This is a genomic window from Pseudoalteromonas sp. US3C1013 (assembly GCF_048401115.1).
GTDB lineage: Bacteria > Pseudomonadota > Gammaproteobacteria > Enterobacterales > Alteromonadaceae > Pseudoalteromonas > Pseudoalteromonas undina.
The window spans coordinates 2,194,144-2,213,983 of record NZ_CP183075.1 but is presented as its reverse complement, the minus strand read 5'-3'; the positions used below and the strand labels follow the sequence as shown (position 1 = coordinate 2,213,983).

Below are 19,840 nucleotides of genomic sequence, written 5' to 3'. Positions count from 1 at the left end.
GCTTATATATTTACAACTGAGGCAATGAGGCGATTATTCTAGCACATTATTTATTTTCGGCTATTGATGATTAATTTACATTAAAAAAGCCCACAGCAAAATGCAAGTGGGCTTGGTTTCTAACAAGTGAAAGTTCTAGGGTTATAGGGTTAAACTATTTTTTTCATTGCTGACATATAGCCACGTAATTTAGCACCAACTTTCTCAACAGGATGTTCACGCAGTGCGGTATTTATTTGAATCAAGGTTTGATTATCTACTTGATTACTCTGCTCATTTAAGCCTTTGCCAATAACATCAGTATCAATATCTTGCATAAATTCTTGTAGTAGCGGTAAACATGCATGGTTGTATAAGTAGCAACCATACTCTGCAGTATCTGAAATAGTACGATTCATTTCAAACAGCTTTTTACGTGCAATGGTGTTAGCAATTAACGGCGTTTCATGCAATGACTCATAATAGGCAGATTCTGCAATAATACCGGCTGCAGTCATGGTTTCAAACGCCAGCTCTACGCCTGCTTTAACCATGGCTACCATTAAAATGCCGTTATCAAAAAACTCTTGCTCAGTAATTTCTACATCACCCGCTGGGGTTTTCTCAAAATGAGTTTCCGCGGTTTCAGCACGCCATTTTAGTAGGTTAGCGTCATCATTTGCCCAATCTTCCATCATGACTCGTGAAAATGTGCCATCGATAATGTCATCTTGATGTTTGTTATACAGTGGGCGCATGATTACTTTTAATTGCTCGCTTAATTCAAACGCTTTTACTTTGGCTGGGTTTGATAGGCGGTCAAGCATATTAGTAACACCGCCATACTTAAGTGCTTCTGTGATCACTTCCCAGCCATATTGAATTAGCTTTGAGGCATAACCGGCATCAAGGCCTTTATCAATCATTTTATCAAAACATAAAATAGAGCCAGTTTGTAGCATGCCACATAAAATGGTTTGCTCACCCATTAAGTCAGACTTAACCTCGGCGATAAACGATGATTTAAGTACTCCCGCTCGATGACCACCCGTACCTGCGGCATAGGCTTTTGCTTGTGCCAAACCATGACCCTGAGGATCATTCTCGGGGTGAACCGCAATGAGTGTTGGTACACCAAAGCCGCGCTTATACTCTTCACGTACTTCTGAACCAGGGCATTTTGGTGCAACCATGATAACGGTAATGTCTTCACGAACTTGCATGCCCTCTTCAACAATATTAAAGCCATGTGAATAGGCAAGGGTTGAGCCATGTTTCATTAATGGCATGATGGCATTAACAACCGCAGTATGTTGTTTATCAGGCGTTAAGTTAAGTACTACATCGGCTGTTGGGATTAATTCTTCATATGTACCCACTTTAAAACCATTTTCCGATGCATTTAAGAATGACTGACGACGCTCAGTAATTGCTGAATCACGTAGTGTATAGGCTACATCTAAACCAGAATCACGTAAATTTAAACCTTGGTTTAAGCCCTGTGCGCCACAGCCTACAATTACCAATTTTTTACCTTTTAGTGCAGCAACACCATCGTTAAATTCGTCTGCGCCCATAAATTCACATTGTGCCAATTGCGCTAATTGTTCGCGTAAAGGTAAGCTATTAAAATAATTTGCCATGATAAGTTTCCCATTAATTCAGTTTGTTAGATGCATTGCTTTTGCTTTGCTTGGAATAACCATATGAAAATTCTCTTCTTGCGTAAAATGATATATTTGAATTAAAGTGTTTCATAATATGAAATACCGGTGTTGTTATGGATCATAAGCATTTAAATTACTTTTTGGCGTTGGCAAAAACGCTTCATTTCTCTCGTGCCAGTGAGTTATGCCACATAAGTGCGCCTACTTTAAGTCGTAATATTAAGCAGTTAGAAGATGAAGTAGGGGTGATGTTGTTCCAGCGAGATAATCGCAGTGTCAAGCTTACTCGCGAAGGCGTTGCATTTAAGGAGTATGCTAGTGCAACGCTTAGTAATTGGCAGCGTTTTAAGGCCAATTTAAACGAACCGCAACAACATATTTATGGCAATGTGAGTCTTTATTGCTCTGTTACTGCATCTTATAGTTTTTTGCATCATATTTTGGAGCAGCTCAGGGCTCAGCATCAGCATATTGAAATCACCTTAAATACGGGCGACCCTGCTCTGGCAATAAATCGTGTATTAGACGGTCACGAATCCATGGCTATTGCAGCTAGGCCCAGTAAATTACCTGCACAAATTGCATTTGTAGATATTGGTTACTCGCCACTGGTATTAATTGCGCCCACTATTCAATGTCCGATCACAGAAAAGCTAACTAATAACAGCGAGACTATTGATTGGTCTGAGCTTGAATTTATTGTTGCTGAACAAGGGTTTTCACGACAAAGGTTAGAGCAGTGGTGGCGAAAAAATAACGTGCAAGGAAAAATCTATGCACAAGTCGCTGGGCATGAGGCTATGGTATCTATGGTGAGTTTGGGCTTAGGCGTGGCCATGATCCCAAAAATTGTTCTCGATAATAGCCCTTTAAACGATAAAGTTCAGATTTTGGATAGCAAAGATGAGCCCCCACAAGGTTTTAAAATTGGCCTAGCGGTATTACATAAAGAATTAAATGATCCTGCTATTAGTGCACTGTGGAATATTGCACAAAATATGGGAGAAAACATAATATAGGCTTGTTGGATGATAAAAAAGTGTTAATATAAGCCACTAATATTTATGTGTTTATTAACATCTTTGTTGTGATGTCTGAGAGTTTCAATTATGGATAATACTGCCTCACTTGCTCATTCTGCCCAGTGTTTAAAAAAAGCCATTCCACTTATGGTGAAGTACAAAATGCCAGTAACGCCAATAAACTATGCGATTTGGTACTGTTATGTACAGGGCGATAACCCGCAACTAAATACAGAGCTTGATAAAGTTATCGGTCAGCACAATACTTGCTCAGCTCAAAATGCACAGGAAATATTTGATAAATACATAAACGACGAAGAATTAGCGTTTTTTCAACAAATGTCTGAAAAATTTCATGGTACGGTAGAGCAAGTACAGTTTGACTTGAGTGACTCCATTCAGTATTCAAAAAGCTTTACTACTTCGTTAGTTGACTCACAAAATGAGTTAAAAACACTCTCTAGCATTAACTCATTTAATGAAATTCTATCTTGTGTTGAACGTCTAACAGATGAATCAATCGCAATGCAAGATTATGCTCGTGGTTTCCAAACTAAATTAGCGCAAGCATATAATGAGATAAAAGATTTAAGAGAAGCCCTCACTATGACTCAAGAAGCGGTTGATAAAGATTCACTAACGGGGTTATTTAATCGCGGTAAGTTTGATACTGACATAGTCGAGTTTTGTCTTCATGCATCTTCACAAGATGAGCAATCTAAGTTAGCCGTGTTAATAATGTTCGATATTGATCACTTCAAGCTTTTTAATGACGATTTTGGTCACCAAAAAGGCGACGAGGTACTCAAACTTGTTGCTCAGAAAGTTCAAAATTGTGTGCAAGAACAATATAATGCGTATCGTTTCGGTGGTGAAGAATTTTGTATTACAGGTTACTTTGATAGCATTAATGATGTGATGACATTCTGCAATCAGTTGCGTTTGAGTATTGCTAAATTAACTATTCGTAAAAAAGAAGATAGCGATAATAAACGTAATATCTCAGCAAGTTTTGGTATTGCTTTAATGGAGCCTTTTAGTAAAAGCTGTTTATTAGTAGAAAAGGCTGATAGAGCACTTTATTTAGCTAAAACCCATGGTCGAAATCGAGTTGAAATAGCCGCCAATTTGTAAACGTGTTCCGTTTGTATCAAATTTGTTAATGATTGTAACCCTCTAGAGCTTGTACTTATACTACTTGCTACTATAGGGTCAAAGCCACTTTATAAACTAGTGAATAACCCCATGGTGTTACATCTGAGAATAAAAATATGCATTTTATTGGCGTTGTTTAGCGCTAATGCCATTGCTCAGACGCAGCAACATATCTCTACTGATGAACTTAAAATGAGTGTCAGCTTAGGGGGGGGAGTGATTAGTAACCCTTTACATGGTGCAGACAACATTCCTTTGGTGGTGGTTCCACAAGTGGCTTATTATGGCCAGAATTGGTTTTTTGATAACGGTCGTTTAGGCTACTCTTTTATACAAAGTGATACGCATAACATTAGCTTTGTGTCAGAAATTAACCCAGAATCACGATTTTTTATTGACTGGCATCCGCAAAATATATTCCCGCTCACAGCAACGGCTAATAACGAAGTATTAGAATCGCAACACATTGAATCTCCTCGCCAGATTAATATTAATAACATTCAAAAAAGACGAGTGGTGCTGGATGCCGGCGTCAGTTATGTTTTTGTAAAACAACAACAGGTATTTTCTGCGCAATTATTGCATGACGTAAACAGTGTTTATAATAGCTTTAGGGGCTCGCTACAATGGCAATACCATTTTGATCTTAAGTTGTTAGAACTTAAATCGACCTTAGGCGTAAACTACAAATCAGCACAACTAAATAACTATTTTTATGGCTTAAACAACACAGAATCTTTATATGGTGAAATAGAAGTTGGTAGTAGCTGGCAACCTTATGCTAAAATCGACGTCCGTTGGCCGGTAGGTAAAGCCAACGCACTTCGTTTTCATTTAGCATATTATGACTATTCAGCAATGGATAGCAGTCCGCTCTTTGAACATGACTATTCAATGACTGCCTTTATAGGATTCGAACATACATTTTAATATGAAGTGTTTTATGTTGGTTGTGTTTGCAGCTTCATTTTTTAGCAACCTAAGTGTTGCAAAAGCCTCTTCACTTAACGCATCACCCAAAGTCTGTGTGGTTTCCGAACAACAAGAGTTCTGTGATCTTGAGTTAAAATTTAAGTGGCAACTGTCTGAGCCAAGTGATGTGTGTTTATACCAGCAAGATACCCAATTGCAATGTTGGCAAGGGGTAAAAAAAGGGCAATTTAGTTATAAAGCGCGTGTTCAGGTGGAGACCATATACTCCCTGATTAATCCCCTTACAGGTGTGTCATTAGCGAGTGTGCAAGTAGAAGTGCAAACTGCATACGCTAAGAAAAAACATCGGCTACGCTCACCTTGGAGCTTTTTTTAATTTAGGAGCAGTAAATGCCAAAGATATTACTTGTTGAAGATGACTTAGGGTTGCAACAATTAACCAAAGACTATCTTGAGCATAATGGCTTAGAAGTTGACGTATTAGAACGCGGTGACGAAGTGTTTCCTTATCTGAGTGAAAACCATGTTGATTTAATCATTCTAGATGTGATGCTGCCAGGAAAAGATGGCTTTAGTGTGTGCCGGCAAGTGCGCGACAAATACACCTTACCTATTTTAATGCTTACTGCAAAGGGCGAAGATTTTGACCAAGTTATCGGCTTAGAACTCGGTGCTGACGATTACGTTATTAAACCTGCAGAGCCGCGCGTACTATTGGCGCGAATTAGTGCATTATTACGCCGTGGACAGCCTAGCGTAAAAGCCATAGAAGAGCTTAAGTTTGGTGACTTATCAATAGATAAAACTAGCCGTATTGTAAAGCTAAGTGGTGTTGAAATCGTATTAACCTCACATGAGTTTGAATTGCTGTGGTTATTAGCTTCAAATGCAGGAGAAGTGCTCAGCCGAGAACATGTGCACCAACATATGATTGGACGTGAGTACGATGGGCTAGATCGAACCGTTGATGTACGTGTGTCTCGAATTCGTAAGAAGCTTGGTGATAATAGTGATAAACCATACCGTATTAAGACAGTGTGGGGACAAGGCTATTTATTTGTATCAGATGCGTGGGACATGTAATTAATGCAAGGTATTAGGCTAGGTTAATGGGAAAGCTATTTATTAGCCTTTACGTGTATATTATTGCTTCTTTGTTTATTGCCAGTGGTGTTATAGAGCAGCTTTGGCCGTATGATGAATCTGAGCAACATGTTTTGTTAGATAATGAATTTGGGCAGTCGTTATGGCTGCTTTCTCAAACTGCAGATGGTCTTGAGCAGCTAAAGCATAATTTTGATAGCCAAGTTATCGCCCAACAAGATTTGGTTCTCCCTCCTGAACAGCAAACACAATTGGCTCAAAATAATTACCTTTACTTGTACGATAAGCAGCAACGTATTGTTTGGTATGTCACTTTAAATAACTCTCAGTTATTACAAGTAGGTCCTGTAGGTGTTAAAGCTAAAAACACTGGGACCGTGATACCTTATTTATTAGTTTTATTTATTATTAGCTTACCGATAGGGTTATGGAGCTTATTGTTATGGCGAGATTTTGCCAAGCTCAGTCAAGCCTGTGAAGCGGTCGGTGGGGCGCAAGACTTTCAATTAAGCGACAGCTCTAAATCATTCTTTTTACCCATCACTGATACATTAAAAGTAATGCAGCAACGGATTGAGTTTTTACTGAGTGCTCAACAAGAACTGACCTCATCAGTGTCACATGAGTTCAGAACACCATTAGCCCGTTTGAAGTTTGCAATCGCAATGTTAGAGAATAAAGTTCAAGATGGCAAAGCACAGCACTATTTATCTGATATGCAAATGGATATTCATGAGCTGGAATCCTTGGTATCAGAAATGTTGGAATACGCTCGTTTAGATACACAGCAACCAAGCTTGCAATTGGTTCCCTGTGATATCGTCGCATTAATTAAAGCTAATATCGAAAAAGTAACTTTTGATACCCCTATTAAATTAACCACAACGTTACCGAGTCAATTTATAAACGTATGTGATAGTCATTTCATGTCGCGAGTGCTACAAAATTTAATTAGTAATGCACTGAAACATGCTACGCAAACTGTGCATATTAGTTTAACTGCCAACGCCGAAAAGTTATTTCTGGTGATTGAAGATGATGGCCCAGGTATTGCGGATGCTGAACGTGAGAAAGTGTTTAAACCTTTCACCCGTTTAGATAAAAGCCGTGATAAAAAAACCGGTGGGTTTGGATTAGGGCTAGCAATTGTAAATAAAATTATTAGCTGGCATAAAGGGCAGTGTAAGATTGAAGACTCACCATTGGGTGGGGTTAAGTTTATTATCACCCTCGACAACTAAATCCCAAACAATAAAAAAGCGCCATAAAGGCGCTTTTTTTGCGGTTTAAAACCAAAAAATCAACAAGTAGCATATAGATAGACAGACCATTTATAGAAAAGTTCTATTTTATTTACTATTTTTTTCTAGTAATGGCATCAGCATTTGCTCTAAGCCATTAAGCTTCACTTCGTACATCATTGCGAGCTGAGAGCCAAGCTTGCTATCAGGAAAGCCTTGCTGTTTAAACCACACTAAATATGGCTCAGGCAGCAAAAGTAAAGGGCGTCCCGCATACTTGCCAAATGGCATAATGGTGTTAATCGCGATTTTTAGTTGTTGAGGATCCATTACTGACATCTTTTATAAATAATGGGATAAGTGTAAGGGATTTTAAGGAAATAAAATAGGCTGTAACGGGCAAGTAACAGCCTATTGATAGAGGGAGTAGGCCCTCTAATTTGAGAATCTTATTGGTCACTTAAAAGCAAGGGGTCCGTTATTTGTCTTTTATAAAACACAAACTTAGGTATTAGCTTTATTCAACCAACACAGACATTTTACCTGATTTTTTCACCAATAAAATACTCAGATGTAAAGGAATGTAAATGCAATCTATTTGCATCTAAGCCCGATTACGGAAACAAGGTTTGCTTTACATGCTCCGCAAAACCGCTACCAGCCTCTAAATAAAAGTTATAAGTAGAATCTATTCCCATATCTTCTAATTCTTTTTGCTGATCGGGGTAGTTAGCAATCGCAGTTACTTGCCCTTTATAACCTGATGCTTGTAATTGCTCTAAAGCAAAAATATTTTGCATATGCTTAGGCATAGTTAACATGACCATTTCCACATGGGAGTGATTAACGCGCTGCCAAAAATCAGGGTCGGTGGCATCGGCAATTAATACTCTGCGTCCACGTTTAATATGTTTATCGACCACCTCAGGTTTAATATCAATACCTGCAACTACATCAGGGTGAGTTGCGTTTATTGTTTCATAGGCACCAGTGCCAATTCTACCCATACCAAAGATCACTATTTTCGTATCATTTAAGTTTACAGGAAGCTCTTCTGCTAAGCGGGTCTTGCTTTCAAACTTCAATAAGAGGCGTTCAATTTTAACGTACAGCTCGTTAGAGCGTTTATTTAAAGGGGAGGCAATCACAAATGTAATTGATACGGCAATCGCGATAACCGCGAGCCATTCAGAGGTAACCATACCGCTAGATGCAGCAACGGCACAAACAATTAAGCCAAACTCACTAAAGTTAGCCAAACTAAATGCGGTGAGCAAAGAGGTACGAGCTCGCAGTTTAAATAAATTAGTTAGTATGTAGTAAAGCAGCGTTTTAACAGGAATAACCAATACTAAAATTAAAGCAACGACTAAAGAGTGGGCAGTAAGCTCTGCACTTAAACCAATACTTAAGAAAAAGCCAACCAGTAGTATGTCTTTTAGGCTAAGCAGTGATTTAGACAGCTCACCTGCTTTTTTGTGAGGGGCGAACATCATGCCAATGATCAATGCGCCTAAATCGCCTTTTAATCCTGCGAATTCAAAGGCATTGTACCCAGCTACCAATGCAAAGAAAAAACCAAATAGCGGCAGTAACTCACCGTGTTTAGAGCGGTTTAAAACCCAGTACATAATTGGGCGAAACAAAGGTAGTGCAACAATTAACCCTAAAGCCCAAATGTTCGGTACTTTACCTGTACTGACCGCTAAGAATATGACTGCAAATATATCTTGCATAACCAAAATACCAATGGCGATTTTACCGTGCAAACTTGCCATTTCACCGCGTTCTTCAAGTACTTTTACAGCAAATACCGTACTCGAAAAACTTAAAGCAAAGCCGACTAACAATGCACTTTGCCAGCTTAAATCGACAAATAATGGCAGTGCGAATACACCAAGCAGCAACATGAAGCCACTAAACAATGCGCTACTTAAAATAATATGTATGGTGGCAGGAGCCCACACTTGTGGTTTTATAAGGTTAGCAATTTTTAGTTTGAGGCCAATACTAAAAAGTAGCAGTGTGACCCCTAAAGAGGCAATCGTTTCGAGTAGCTCCGTGCTTTTGTAACCCGCTAAATTAAGAATAAATCCAGCCATAAGAAAGCCGATTAGCGGTGGTAACTTTAGCTGATATATACCAAAACCGCAGACGAAGGCGGTAGCAAAATAAATTAGTTCCATAGTTATTAGTATCACTGCACTTGGCATTGTAGTGTAGCGAAAAACAATGCTTATTGACAATTTATCTACTTATTTCCTACTGCTAATTGGCTGATAGTGAGTATTTATCACCTGATTGCTAAAACACCTTTATGTATGCATAAAGGCGGCTGTAAAGTACAAAAAACACACATAAATGGCTGGTTTTATGGTAAACAGCATGTAAATAGCAGTTTTTCGCTGACAAGCGCTTTTAAATGTGGTTAAGATGCCATAACGAAGGAGTTTAAGTGTAAGCAAACAAGTGTATTGCTTAGCTTAAGGAGAAAATATGTTTAAAAAGATTTTAGCATCGGTAGGCATTGGTGCCGCCAAGGTGGATACTATTTTAGAAACCGAGCATCTTCAGCCTGGCCAACTATTCAATGCACAAATTGTTATTAGTGCAGGTGATGTAAGTCAAGAAATTGCGGGTTTAGATTTAATGTTAGTTACTCGGGTTAAAGTAGCCAGTGAAGACGGTGATTACTTTACTAATCATGTTATTGATCAATGGCGCATAACTGACATTGGTACTGTTGAGCCTAGTGAAGTTAAAACTATCCCGTTTGAAGCCCGTTTGCATTCAGAAACACCAATTACTGAAATTAATGCCGGTTATAACCAGTCTTATGTGTGGTTAGAAACAGGGCTTGATATTGACCTTGCGCTTGATCCAACAGATAAAGACCATTTGCACATCTATCCGAATGAAGCAGTTAAAACCTGTATGCAAGCAATGGAGAAGCTAGGATTTAGTTTAGTCAAAGCAGATGTAGAGCAAGGCCATTTACGTGCATCTACTTTTCAATCTGTGTCTGGGTGTTATCAAGAGCTTGAATATCAACCAAATAGTCGCAGCTTATTTGGTATAAAGGAAATTGAACTGTCGTTTATTCCTGAAGCGCATAAAACGCATGTACTGATTGAGTTAGACAGAGCATTTAGAAGTGACGGTTATGTCGATTTAACTATCGAGCATGATCATGTTAACTTATCTCAGTTATGTGATCAGTTAGAGCGATTATTTGCTTAATAAGATTATGGGGCCTTTTAGTAAGGCCCTGTAATAATAAAAGGTGTTTAAATGGCGTTTAAATGTGAGCCATTCTCTGCGCTCGACTCCCAGACCCTGTTTGCAATAATGCGTGAACGTGTTGACGTATTTGTTGTAGAACAAGCGTGTCCTTACCCCGAACTTGATGATGTGGATATTGCAGATGCTACTCGCCACTTGTATTCACTCAATAGGCAAACAGTAAATGCCTATGCTCGTTGTTATGAAAAAGATGCACAGAATAGTGCGATAGGGCGCGTTTTAGTTGCTCAATCACAGCGCAGCTCTGGTTTAGGCAAAGAATTAGTTAGCCAGGCTATTGCCTGTTGTAGGACTCAGTGGCCTACTCGTGATATTTATATAGGCGCACAAACCTACCTACTAAATTTTTATCGCTCATTTGGTTTTGAGTGTGTTGGGGAGGAGTACTTAGAAGATGGCATACCCCATCAAGATATGATTTTAAAGCAGTAGATAATTCTTAATAAATAAAGGCCCACATTAGTGGGCCTTTTTTGTTTTATTAGCTAAGTAAAGAATGTAAAAATACTAAGCTAATGGCGATAGGGCATACAAACTTAGTGTACCAAGGCCATATTTTCCAAAATAAGGTGTTATGTACTTCAGGGTTACCTTGCTGGATTGCTTTGAGCAATGACGACCTGTACCAGATCCACCCTACAAAAATACAACACATAAGTCCTAATAAAGGTTGCGCGACTTTAGTTGTTAAGGTGATCACTAAACCAAATAACGTGCCTAAGTTGCACACTATGGTAATACTAACTATGGCAATTAAAGCACCTATTAACCATGTTGCTTGCACACGCTTCATTGCAAAGCGCTCTACAGTGTACGATACCGGCGCTTCAAGCATTGAAATTGACGAGGTTAGAGCGGCAATACTCATTAATGCAAAAAAAGCAAAGCCAACAAATAAACCCACACCACCCATGCCATCAAATAAGGCGGGTAAAACCTGAAATACTAAGGTGTCTTCTGAAAGTAGTTTACCTGTTGTTGACGAGAATATTTCAACACCTTGGGCTTGTGCAACATACATCGCGGGGATAATCAGTAAGCCTGCTACAAATGCGATGAATACATCAATAAGCGTAACATAAGCCCCCAAAGAGACGAGGTTTTCTTTTTTACTGATATATGAGCCATAGATAATCATTACACTGGTGCCCAGTGACAATGAAAAGAAGGCCTGTCCTAGTGCACTGACTAATAAGGTGGGATCAAAAATAGAAGAAAAGTCAGGGACTAGGTAAGCTTTTAATCCCTCAACAGCGCCTTCTTGAGTCATTACATAGGCAATTAAGGCAAACAAAATACCGAGCAGAGCAGGCATTAAACGTTTTGACCATTTTTCAATACCATTTTCAACACCGCGGCTGATAATAGCAACGGTTAAAATAATAAATACCACAGTAAAAAGAATGTTGCGTGTAAGTGACTGCTCACTTAACCACGAAGATGCCGCATCTGTGCCTATGAGAGTAGTAACCGGCTCTAAAGTCGCACTTAACATCCAACCAGCAACAATCGCATAAAAGCTTAGTATAAAGCCGGCACATAAAATCCCGCCAAAGCCAACAGCAAAGGCAAACTGCTTTTGCCAAGGTTTAGTGGTTAATTTAGTTAGTGAAGAAACCGCATTAGCTTGTCCATGACGACCTATCATCAGCTCTGCCATTAAAGCAGGATAGGCTAAAAAGAAGGCCAGTACTAAGTACGCGACTAAAAAGGCAGCCCCGCCATTACTTGCTGTTTGTGTCGGGAAACCCCAAATATTACCAAGCCCAACAGCAGATCCTGCCGCAGCCATTATAAAACCAAAGCGGGAGCTAAACTCACCTCTTACTGCACTCATATTATTTTGCTTCTCTATTTTTTCGACGCCGTGACAATCTACTGGAATTGTAAAAAAATAAAAAGTGCTTATTTGACTTAGTCGCACAATTATTGCGTTTTATTTTCAGATATAAATAACACGTGCATTTTTTGATTATAAATAGCACGATTTCTTTAATTATATTGCGTTAGTTAGAACGGATGGTAATTGTTTGATTAATATCTAAACCGCGCAATCGTAAGTGTAAAGCAGGCCCCACCAAGGTGCTCACTTTTACTCACTTCTATTGAGCCATGATGCCAATCGGCTACTTTGGCAACGATAGCCAATCCTAACCCATAACTGTTGTCACTGCGATTACGGTGGCTGCGCTCACGGAAGAACGGGCTAAATACTTTTTGATTGTTTTCTTGAGCTATTCCTGGGCCATCATCGGCAATGCTGATCACTAGAGTGTGCTCTTGTAGCGAGGCGGTTACCTTAATGTGATGATGTGCAAAATCGCAGGCATTATTAATTAAGTTAGCGATCGCTCTTGCTAGCCAATGTAAGTCAGCAAAAATAGTATGATCATCACATTCTAAAGAAATATTAAGCGAACGTGCGGTTATTCTTGGTTCAAGCTGCAGCACAATATCACTTAGATATTGTTTAAGGTTTGCTGATGAGTAAGTAAGTTTATTGGCATTTTGTTCCAAAGTAGCAAATGCTAAGTAGCTTTTTAACATTGACTCCATATGATCCAAATCGGTTTCCATACGGGTTAGGTAGTGCTTTATTTTGCTCTCATCCTGGCTATCAAGTGCAGCGTCAACACCAAAGCGTAAGCATGCTATTGGGGTTCTTATATCATGGGATAGGCTCGAGGCCATCAGTTTATTTTCAGCAACTAACTTTTCAATTTGACTTGCCATGCGGTTAAATGTCAGTTCCACATCTTTTATATAGGTAAAGCGAGAGGGCTTAATTCGGGCTTTAACATTACCGGATGCGAACTGTTTTGCCGCATCATTTAATACTGTAAGACGTTTTGCTAAAGGGGTAATAATAAAGCCCATAAAAACACATAAGCCAGTATAAAATAACAAAGTTAAAATTATGTCGTTTCGCTGTATGTTCTCATAAGGCTTATCTAAACGCATGGTTAAATGGTAAGGGCTTAATGCATCATTAGTGTAGAGCATGTAAAAGCCTTGCTCGTCCTCGAGTATTAACCCGCCTTGAGTTTGCATTTTATCTAATAGGGCGGATGGTAATGCGAGCGACTGATTTAATTTGTAGTTAAGAGTCAGGTTAAAATCTTTGGCTAACTTAGTTACCTGTTCTGGTCGTGCCTGTGGCTTTATAGCTGTGAGCTGTTTACTTAGCCCGACAATAATCTGGCTTTGAACGCTAAACTCATCCAAAGGTGCATGTGCTTGTTGGCTAAATGCATCAATAAGCCAACCTAAAACAATAATTGAAAGCAGCGCACTGCCTAGTAGTGAAATATAAAACTTTTTCATTGATACTATTCCATAATAGGCTGGGTGTATTGAAGTGACTTTTATTATTGTCGCGCTTATTATTTTAAGCGCTCAGGCATTAAAACTTACCACGCTGTAGTCACAAACAAATAACCACGCCCCCAAATAGTTTTTATTTTTTCTGGTTTTTGCGGATCATCATTAAACTTTTTACGCAAAGCAGAAATAAGTACATCAACGCTTCTATCTAGGCCGTCATACTCTCTACCTTTGGTTGCTTTAAACACCGCATCACGTGATACAACCTGGCCAGCGTTGCTCGCTAAATAATGCAGTAATAAATACTCTGCGCTTGAAATATTCACATCTTGCTGGTTGAGTGTAACGTTACGAGATTCGGTATTAATACTTAATTGACCAATATTGATCATGCTCTCTTGAGCATCAGTTTTAGGCGTGTCACTGCTATAGCGTAAAGTCGACTTAATACGAGCAAGCAGTGCACGAGGGCGAACAGGTTTTATAATGTAATCTGTGGCACCGACTTCAAGCCCAATGACCTCATCCATTTCTTCATCTCGTGCGGTGAGCATAATTATAGGGGCTTGATAAAAGCTACGTAACTCACGGCATACACTAATACCATCAAGTCCTGGTAACATAATATCGAGTAAAATAAGTTGTGGGTTTAAATGCTTTACTTGGCTTATAACTTCATCACCGCGATGACATACATGCACAATATAACCTTGCTCAGTTAAATACTCAGTTACCCATTGTGCAAGAGAGATATCATCTTCAACCAGTAAAATAGTACCGTAATTATCCATAAGCTTTCTTCGTATACCTGAATGATGTTTATAGTGTGTGGCTAAAATAACCGCCAGCGCCGCTTTTTTTGTCTATTTTGATACACCCATTGTAGTTTAACTTCGCTTACAGCAATCACTTGTGATGTATTACTATCAAACAGCTCAAATGAAATGCTCTGGGTTGAATCAAAGGCGTAATTAAGTGAGCCTTGTCGCTGTTTAAGCCAGCACTGCATAATGTATTTTGAAGTCGCATCGCGTAAACAATAATTTCCTACCTCTGGTTGCTGCCATGATAAGACAACATCGGCATAACATTGACGCCCTTCACGTAAGGCTACACAGGTATCGGGAACGGCAGTAAGTTCACTGGGGGGTTGTGTAGTGGCTGCAAGCAAAGAGCCCGAATATGTAAACAACAAACAGTAAAAAAATCTAAAGTACATAACGCAGGCCTACCTTGGCTTTGTGTTGATATCCTTGGGAAATAATTGGGCTGTCTTCAATTTCTTTTGAAAACCATGTAGTTAGCCAGCCTGCTAAAAATACCCAATCTTGATTGATGGGATATTCAGCATGAAATTCAAACATAATACTGGTACTGGCATCGGTACTATAAATAGGGCGTGCTGGGTTTGCTTCATCGCTATCAATACCAAAGTAATAGTTTGTAAAATCAGCAGAGTAGGCATTCAAGCCAATACCGGAACGAAACTCCCAATTGCGCCAAGGTTGAATATGGCTGAAAAACACATTGGCAACCCAACCATTATGAGCACCGCTAATATCATGTAAATATTCAAATGAAATTTGTGAGTTTTCAAATCGACGTGTTAATCGAAGGCCGGTGTCAAAATCATAGTTACGCTTTTTTATACCACGCAGTGGATCAATTATTCCGTCGTTATAAAAGCCTAAACCTTGTTCATCAAAACCTGCTTGAATGTTGGTGCCTAATAAATCAAGACCCCAATCATATTTGTTAATTAAGCTATAGCCTAAAACAAGTCCACCGCTGAGCTGATTATGGTCAAAATCTAGATAAAAATTATCGTAAGAAACTGCAATACTCAAATCTAGTTCTGCACCAACATCATAGGAGTTCATGCCAACTAAATAAGAGTCTTCAATGTAATAACCTGCGCCAGCGCTCCAATCCCAGGCAAACCCAGTGGTGGGTTCCAAAGTGTTATCGGCATAGTAACGATTACTGGCGCTGCTTTGGGCACTAAAAATAGCGGCAACTAATAAGGCCGCACAACCAAAAGACTGTTTAAGAGAAGTATACGTCATCCTTGGAACCTTAATTAGAGTTTGCTAAAGAAGCTAGGGTCTGTTGACCTTTGCGGATTAAAATTTGTTCAAACTAGGGGCGGTTTAATCGCGGCGCGAAGTTTGTAACCTAGTGGGCTAAGTAAAAACCGAGCAACAAAGAGTAAATCGCCTCTAGGCAGAACCCTTCGGGCAGCGCCTGTTTGGCATTGATGCTGCGTTATCGCCTATTTATGGGGAACAACCACACCACAAAGGCTCTGCCTTGCCTAAATACCAAACAGAGTGCTGCAAATTTAACCTTGAAAGGTCAACAGACCCTAGTATATTGTCAAACTCTTAGCTAAATCTGTAAAAAAATGTAGCGGTCGTCCTAACAACTACTGAACTTTAATTTTATCAATAAGAATACTGCTTAAGTAAAATTGCATCATAGGTGTGAGAGCACTTATTTCGGTGCGTGTACATGGCCCATTTAATTTAGTTAAACGACTCAGTTTTGTAATGGTTTTATAAGCAGGGGCCGTTACTTCATTATTAAGCTCAGCTCGTTTAAGACGAGCCTGTTCGGTGTTGTGCTTGTGTATAAATGCAACAACTTCTAGCTCATTAGTGATCTTCTTTTCTTCGCTAAAGCTATAAACTAAAGGTTCACGATGAAAGCTTGCACTGTCAATTGATGATTTAGCAAACCACACCACATCGCCCGATGCTTTGTGAGTAAGTCGCATACTAACTTGGGCTAATATATTGGCGCATTGTTGCGACGGAAATTGCTGCGCTACTTTTGAAAACAGTGAATATGGCTTTTCTGGTTGTGCTAGGGTGTACTTGGCGTCATCTATAAATTCCAGATCAACTTGATGAATCGCTAACGTGTAATCGCTATTCTCGCTAGTGGTCACCTTAAGCTGTTTATCAATTAAGGCTTGGCTTATTTGAGAGACCAAAGTGTCGGTAACACTTGCACGGTCTACGATTACTCTAACAGTTTGATTTTTTTTCACGTTGTGGGCAGGTAATTGTACCGACTTCACTTTTGGTGAAGCATGCTCAGTTTCATATTTTAACTGATAAGTTTGGCTCTTAAGCATAGGCTTTGCAGGCATTGCTAAAGGCTCTGCGGGTTGTTTAACGACAGCACAACCTGACGCTGATATTATAAAAAGTGATACAACTAAAAAACGCATAAATATTTTACATCCACTCAAAAGCCATTAATCGGACATATTGTACGTTAGTCCGAGTAAAAGTTCATGATATTATAACGGTTGATTATGACTAAAAAAGAAAAATTAGCTAAGAATGAAGTATTTTAACACCTTACCCTTTTACTTTTTTGCCGTGCTCCTTATCGGGACGCATTTACAGGCGAGCGCAAGCACAGATCCTGATTGGGAAGCATTTGTTAAAAGTTATGGACGCTATACAGAAAAAAAACTAAAAATAAAAAAAATCCCAGGAGGGGCGCTATCTATTGTCAACTCACAAGCACGTGACTACATCCATACTATGGGCAATACAAAGGTGCGCGGTGGGCAAAAGATTAACCCGCACACTCGATTTCGTTTAGCCTCCGTATCGAAAACATTTGCAGGGTCGTTAGCGGCTAAACTCGCAAATGAACAGCGGCTCAACCTTTATTTACCTGTTAGTTATTATTTACCGGATTTTAAGCAAACTGACTATAAAGATGATTTAAAAGTTTTTCATATTTTAAGCCATTCTAGTGGGCTAGTTCCTAACGCTTACGATAATTTAATCGAATCGCGGATGGGTTATAAGGACATTGTTGAAAAACTATTGAGTGTTAAACCCATTTGTGACCCTGGTGATTGCTATGGCTATCAAAATGTAATGTTTAGCTTAATAGACGACGTAATTTTAAAAAGTACCAACAAAACCTATACCCAGTGGCTTAATGAGGCGTTTTTTACTCCCCTAGAAATGAATGATGCTAGTTTGGGTTACGATGCCATGGTGCAGGATAATAACTATGCACACCCTCACGTGCGTGGCAAAAAACGTTGGTATAGCGCCCGCTTAAAAAAGAATTATTATAAAGTTGCACCCGCGGCAGGGGTAAACGCCAGTGCTTCAGATATGGCTATTTGGTTAAATGCGCAATTAGGGCAATATCCATCGGTATTATCCTTAAATACATTGGCCACGCAAACACGCCCTTATACTCATACTAAAAAAGAACGCTATAGACGAGTATGGCGAGAGCACATGAACGAAGCCTACTATGGGCTAGGCTGGCGTGTGTATGACTATGATGATGAAACGCTTTATTATCACAGTGGTTGGGTGCAAGGCTACCGCAGTGACTTAGTGGTTTTTCCGCACTTAAATGTAGGCTTTAGTTTGATTTTAAATGCAGAAACTGGGCTCATTAATGAGCTTACTACTGAATTTATAGACCGTTTATTGGCATACAAACGAGGCAAAAAACAATGAGTGTATTGATAAAATCAGCATCGATAGCATTACTATTAATTCTATGCAATCCTGCTTTTGCTGAGCCTGAACAGCTTTATTTGTTTCACCATAGTGAAAAGCAAACAGGCAATAATCCATTTTTAACAGAGCAAGGGCAAGCACGTGCTGAGCATTTGGTTTCGCTAGTTAAAACCCATCCACACATTACGTTATACAGTAGTAATTATAACCGCACATTAAGCACTGCAGCGCCTTTAGCTAGGTATTTTAATATTAAAGTTATTACTTATAATGCTGCTGATTTAACGACATTGAAAAATCAGTTGTTAGCTCAAAGTGGTGTTGTGGTGGTTATAGGGCATAGTAACACCACGCCGCAATTAGCTTCGTTATTGAGTAACCAAACTATTGAGAATATGGATGAGGGGCAGTACGGGCACTATTACTCACTTATTAGGCTTGAGCATGGCAGCTATAAAGCAAACTTGCGAATAATGGATTTTTAATCCATTTATAAAAAAAACCAGCCGCGGCTGGTTTTTTTTATAGCTTTACAACGGACTATTAGCCGCGAGGTAACTGAATTTTTTTCTCTGGGCTTTGACGGTAAAGCACAATCGTATGACCAATTGTTTGTAATTTGGTGGCCCCTGTTTCGCGAACAATGGCATCAAAAATAAGCTTTTTTGTTTCACGATCGTCAGTTGGCACTTTCACTTTAATTAATTCGTGAATTTCTAGTGCGCTTTGGATTTCAACTACTACGCCTTCGGTTAAACCGTTAGAACCTAGTAAAACTACAGGCTTAAGGCTATGTGCCTGGCCTTTTAAAAACTGCTTTTGTTTGTTTGATAATGTCATGATATTACAAATTTTGCTGAATATGGCTTGAATTAAGGGTATTCTAACGCCATCTAGAGAATATTACTAATTAGTTGCGTGTTAATTTATGACAAATAAAAAACAGTCAGCCAGTTCACAGCGTTGGCTTAAAGAACATTTTGATGATAAATATGTTCAAGAAGCGCAAAAAAAAGGCTGGCGCTCTCGAGCTGTTTTCAAATTAGACGAAATTCAAAACAGAGATAAGTTATTGCGTCCAGCAATGACAGTAGTAGATTTAGGCGCAGCTCCAGGGAGTTGGTCACAATACTTAGCAGAAAAAGTAGGTGACAAAGGCCAAGTGGTTGCGTGTGATATTTTACCTATGGATTCATTAGCGGGTGTTGACTTTTTACAAGGAGACTTTCGTGAAGAAGCTGTACTTGATGCGCTGTTAAAACGCATTGATGGTAAAAATGTAGATGTGGTATTGTCTGATATGGCACCTAACATGAGTGGTAATAACTCGGTTGATCAGGCGGGTAGCATGTACTTGGTTGAGCTTGCACTTGATATGTGTCACCAAGTTTTAAAGAAAAATGGCGCGTTTATTGTTAAAGTATTCCAAGGTGAAGGCTTTGATCAGTATTTGCAAGATGTACGTAATAGTTTTAAAGCAGTGAAGATACGTAAACCGGATGCCTCGCGTCCCCGTTCTCGGGAAGTATATATAGTAGCGACTGGATACAAACTGTAGTACAGTTGCTTGGCGTTTAGTTGAATTTAAATTAATTGGATACAAG

The 19,840-nt window shown here is 39.2% G+C and carries 21 protein-coding genes; 11 read left to right on the top strand and 10 right to left on the bottom strand.

The genetic code is table 11. From position 1 onward, the window contains the following. Positions 1-149: 149 nt before the first annotated feature. Entirely contained in the window at positions 150-1,622 is a 1,473-nt protein-coding gene (gene ilvC, locus ACNSN2_RS10330; RefSeq protein ID WP_109874305.1) for a ketol-acid reductoisomerase, read from the bottom strand. A gap of 137 nt (positions 1,623-1,759) precedes the next feature. Between ilvC and ilvY the strand changes: the two genes are divergently transcribed. From ilvY to ACNSN2_RS10300, 6 genes are all read left to right on the top strand, one after another. After that, positions 1,760-2,665 (top strand): HTH-type transcriptional activator IlvY, encoded by a 906-nt coding sequence (ilvY, locus tag ACNSN2_RS10325; RefSeq protein WP_010387979.1) that lies wholly within the window; start codon positions 1,760-1,762, stop codon positions 2,663-2,665. 90 nt (positions 2,666-2,755) lie between these two features. Beyond that, positions 2,756-3,802 (top strand): GGDEF domain-containing protein, encoded by a 1,047-nt coding sequence (locus ACNSN2_RS10320; protein WP_418607270.1) that lies wholly within the window; start codon positions 2,756-2,758, stop codon positions 3,800-3,802. A gap of 111 nt (positions 3,803-3,913) precedes the next feature. Continuing rightward, positions 3,914-4,753 (top strand): MipA/OmpV family protein, encoded by an 840-nt coding sequence (locus ACNSN2_RS10315; protein ID WP_418607268.1) that lies wholly within the window; start codon positions 3,914-3,916, stop codon positions 4,751-4,753. Positions 4,754-4,766: 13 nt separating this feature from the next. Then, positions 4,767-5,132: a DUF3019 domain-containing protein gene (locus ACNSN2_RS10310; RefSeq protein ID WP_418607267.1), complete on the top strand. Its 366-nt coding sequence runs from the start codon at positions 4,767-4,769 to the stop codon at positions 5,130-5,132. A 14-nt stretch (positions 5,133-5,146) separates the two neighbouring features. Beyond that, positions 5,147-5,839, top strand: coding sequence for a response regulator (locus ACNSN2_RS10305; RefSeq protein ID WP_010387984.1), 693 nt, complete (start codon positions 5,147-5,149; stop codon positions 5,837-5,839). A gap of 26 nt (positions 5,840-5,865) precedes the next feature. Beyond that, positions 5,866-7,101 carry an ATP-binding protein gene (locus ACNSN2_RS10300; RefSeq protein WP_418607266.1) on the top strand — a complete coding sequence of 412 codons (1,236 nt, stop codon included), beginning with the start codon at positions 5,866-5,868 and terminating at the stop codon, positions 7,099-7,101. Between the two features lie 108 nt (positions 7,102-7,209). On the opposite strand, the gene ACNSN2_RS10295 is transcribed toward ACNSN2_RS10300, so the two are convergent. Together ACNSN2_RS10295 and ACNSN2_RS10290 are read right to left on the bottom strand one after the other, a co-directional pair. Then, positions 7,210-7,431: a DUF3820 family protein gene (locus tag ACNSN2_RS10295; RefSeq protein WP_008109131.1), complete on the bottom strand. Its 222-nt coding sequence runs from the start codon at positions 7,429-7,431 to the stop codon at positions 7,210-7,212. 284 nt (positions 7,432-7,715) lie between these two features. Continuing rightward, on the bottom strand, positions 7,716-9,287 hold the full coding sequence (locus ACNSN2_RS10290; RefSeq protein WP_010387989.1) for a cation:proton antiporter family protein: 1,572 nt from the start codon (positions 9,285-9,287) through the stop codon (positions 7,716-7,718). 310 nt (positions 9,288-9,597) lie between these two features. Between ACNSN2_RS10290 and ACNSN2_RS10285 the strand changes: the two genes are divergently transcribed. Both ACNSN2_RS10285 and ACNSN2_RS10280 read left to right on the top strand, forming a co-directional pair. Then, positions 9,598-10,341 carry a sporulation protein gene (locus tag ACNSN2_RS10285; RefSeq protein ID WP_418607264.1) on the top strand — a complete coding sequence of 248 codons (744 nt, stop codon included), beginning with the start codon at positions 9,598-9,600 and terminating at the stop codon, positions 10,339-10,341. Between the two features lie 51 nt (positions 10,342-10,392). After that, complete coding sequence (locus tag ACNSN2_RS10280; RefSeq protein ID WP_418607263.1) at positions 10,393-10,836, top strand: GNAT family N-acetyltransferase; 444 nt, start codon at positions 10,393-10,395, stop codon at positions 10,834-10,836. A gap of 49 nt (positions 10,837-10,885) precedes the next feature. On the opposite strand, the gene ACNSN2_RS10275 is transcribed toward ACNSN2_RS10280, so the two are convergent. The 6 genes from ACNSN2_RS10275 to ACNSN2_RS10250 form a co-directional block, all read right to left on the bottom strand. After that, positions 10,886-12,241 (bottom strand): sodium-dependent transporter, encoded by a 1,356-nt coding sequence (locus tag ACNSN2_RS10275; protein WP_418607261.1) that lies wholly within the window; start codon positions 12,239-12,241, stop codon positions 10,886-10,888. Positions 12,242-12,438: 197 nt separating this feature from the next. Continuing rightward, complete coding sequence (locus tag ACNSN2_RS10270) at positions 12,439-13,728, bottom strand: ATP-binding protein (protein ID WP_290169650.1); 1,290 nt, start codon at positions 13,726-13,728, stop codon at positions 12,439-12,441. An 86-nt stretch (positions 13,729-13,814) separates the two neighbouring features. Further along, positions 13,815-14,519, bottom strand: a complete 705-nt coding sequence (locus tag ACNSN2_RS10265) for a response regulator (RefSeq protein ID WP_418607259.1) — start codon at positions 14,517-14,519, stop codon at positions 13,815-13,817. 41 nt (positions 14,520-14,560) lie between these two features. Continuing rightward, positions 14,561-14,947, bottom strand: coding sequence for a DUF3019 domain-containing protein (locus tag ACNSN2_RS10260; RefSeq protein ID WP_010387996.1), 387 nt, complete (start codon positions 14,945-14,947; stop codon positions 14,561-14,563). Next, entirely contained in the window at positions 14,937-15,794 is an 858-nt protein-coding gene (locus tag ACNSN2_RS10255) for a MipA/OmpV family protein (RefSeq protein WP_055013018.1), read from the bottom strand. Before ACNSN2_RS10255 ends, ACNSN2_RS10260 begins: the two co-directional genes overlap by 11 nt. 359 nt (positions 15,795-16,153) lie before the next feature. Next, positions 16,154-16,963 carry a hypothetical protein gene (locus ACNSN2_RS10250; RefSeq protein ID WP_010387998.1) on the bottom strand — a complete coding sequence of 270 codons (810 nt, stop codon included), beginning with the start codon at positions 16,961-16,963 and terminating at the stop codon, positions 16,154-16,156. A gap of 115 nt (positions 16,964-17,078) precedes the next feature. On the opposite strand from ACNSN2_RS10250, the gene ACNSN2_RS10245 reads away from it, so the two are divergent. Further along, entirely contained in the window at positions 17,079-18,233 is a 1,155-nt protein-coding gene (locus tag ACNSN2_RS10245; protein WP_418607256.1) for a serine hydrolase domain-containing protein, read from the top strand. Beyond that, complete coding sequence (locus tag ACNSN2_RS10240; RefSeq protein WP_418607254.1) at positions 18,230-18,721, top strand: histidine phosphatase family protein; 492 nt, start codon at positions 18,230-18,232, stop codon at positions 18,719-18,721. Before ACNSN2_RS10245 ends, ACNSN2_RS10240 begins: the two co-directional genes overlap by 4 nt. Positions 18,722-18,779: 58 nt before the next feature. Here the strand turns inward: ACNSN2_RS10240 and yhbY are convergent, their stop codons facing one another. After that, positions 18,780-19,076, bottom strand: a complete 297-nt coding sequence (gene yhbY, locus ACNSN2_RS10235) for a ribosome assembly RNA-binding protein YhbY (RefSeq protein ID WP_008112687.1) — start codon at positions 19,074-19,076, stop codon at positions 18,780-18,782. Between the two features lie 88 nt (positions 19,077-19,164). Here yhbY and rlmE point away from each other — a divergent pair, with 88 nt between their 5' ends. Continuing rightward, positions 19,165-19,794 (top strand): 23S rRNA (uridine(2552)-2'-O)-methyltransferase RlmE, encoded by a 630-nt coding sequence (gene rlmE / locus ACNSN2_RS10230; RefSeq protein ID WP_010388002.1) that lies wholly within the window; start codon positions 19,165-19,167, stop codon positions 19,792-19,794. Positions 19,795-19,840 lie beyond the last annotated feature (46 nt).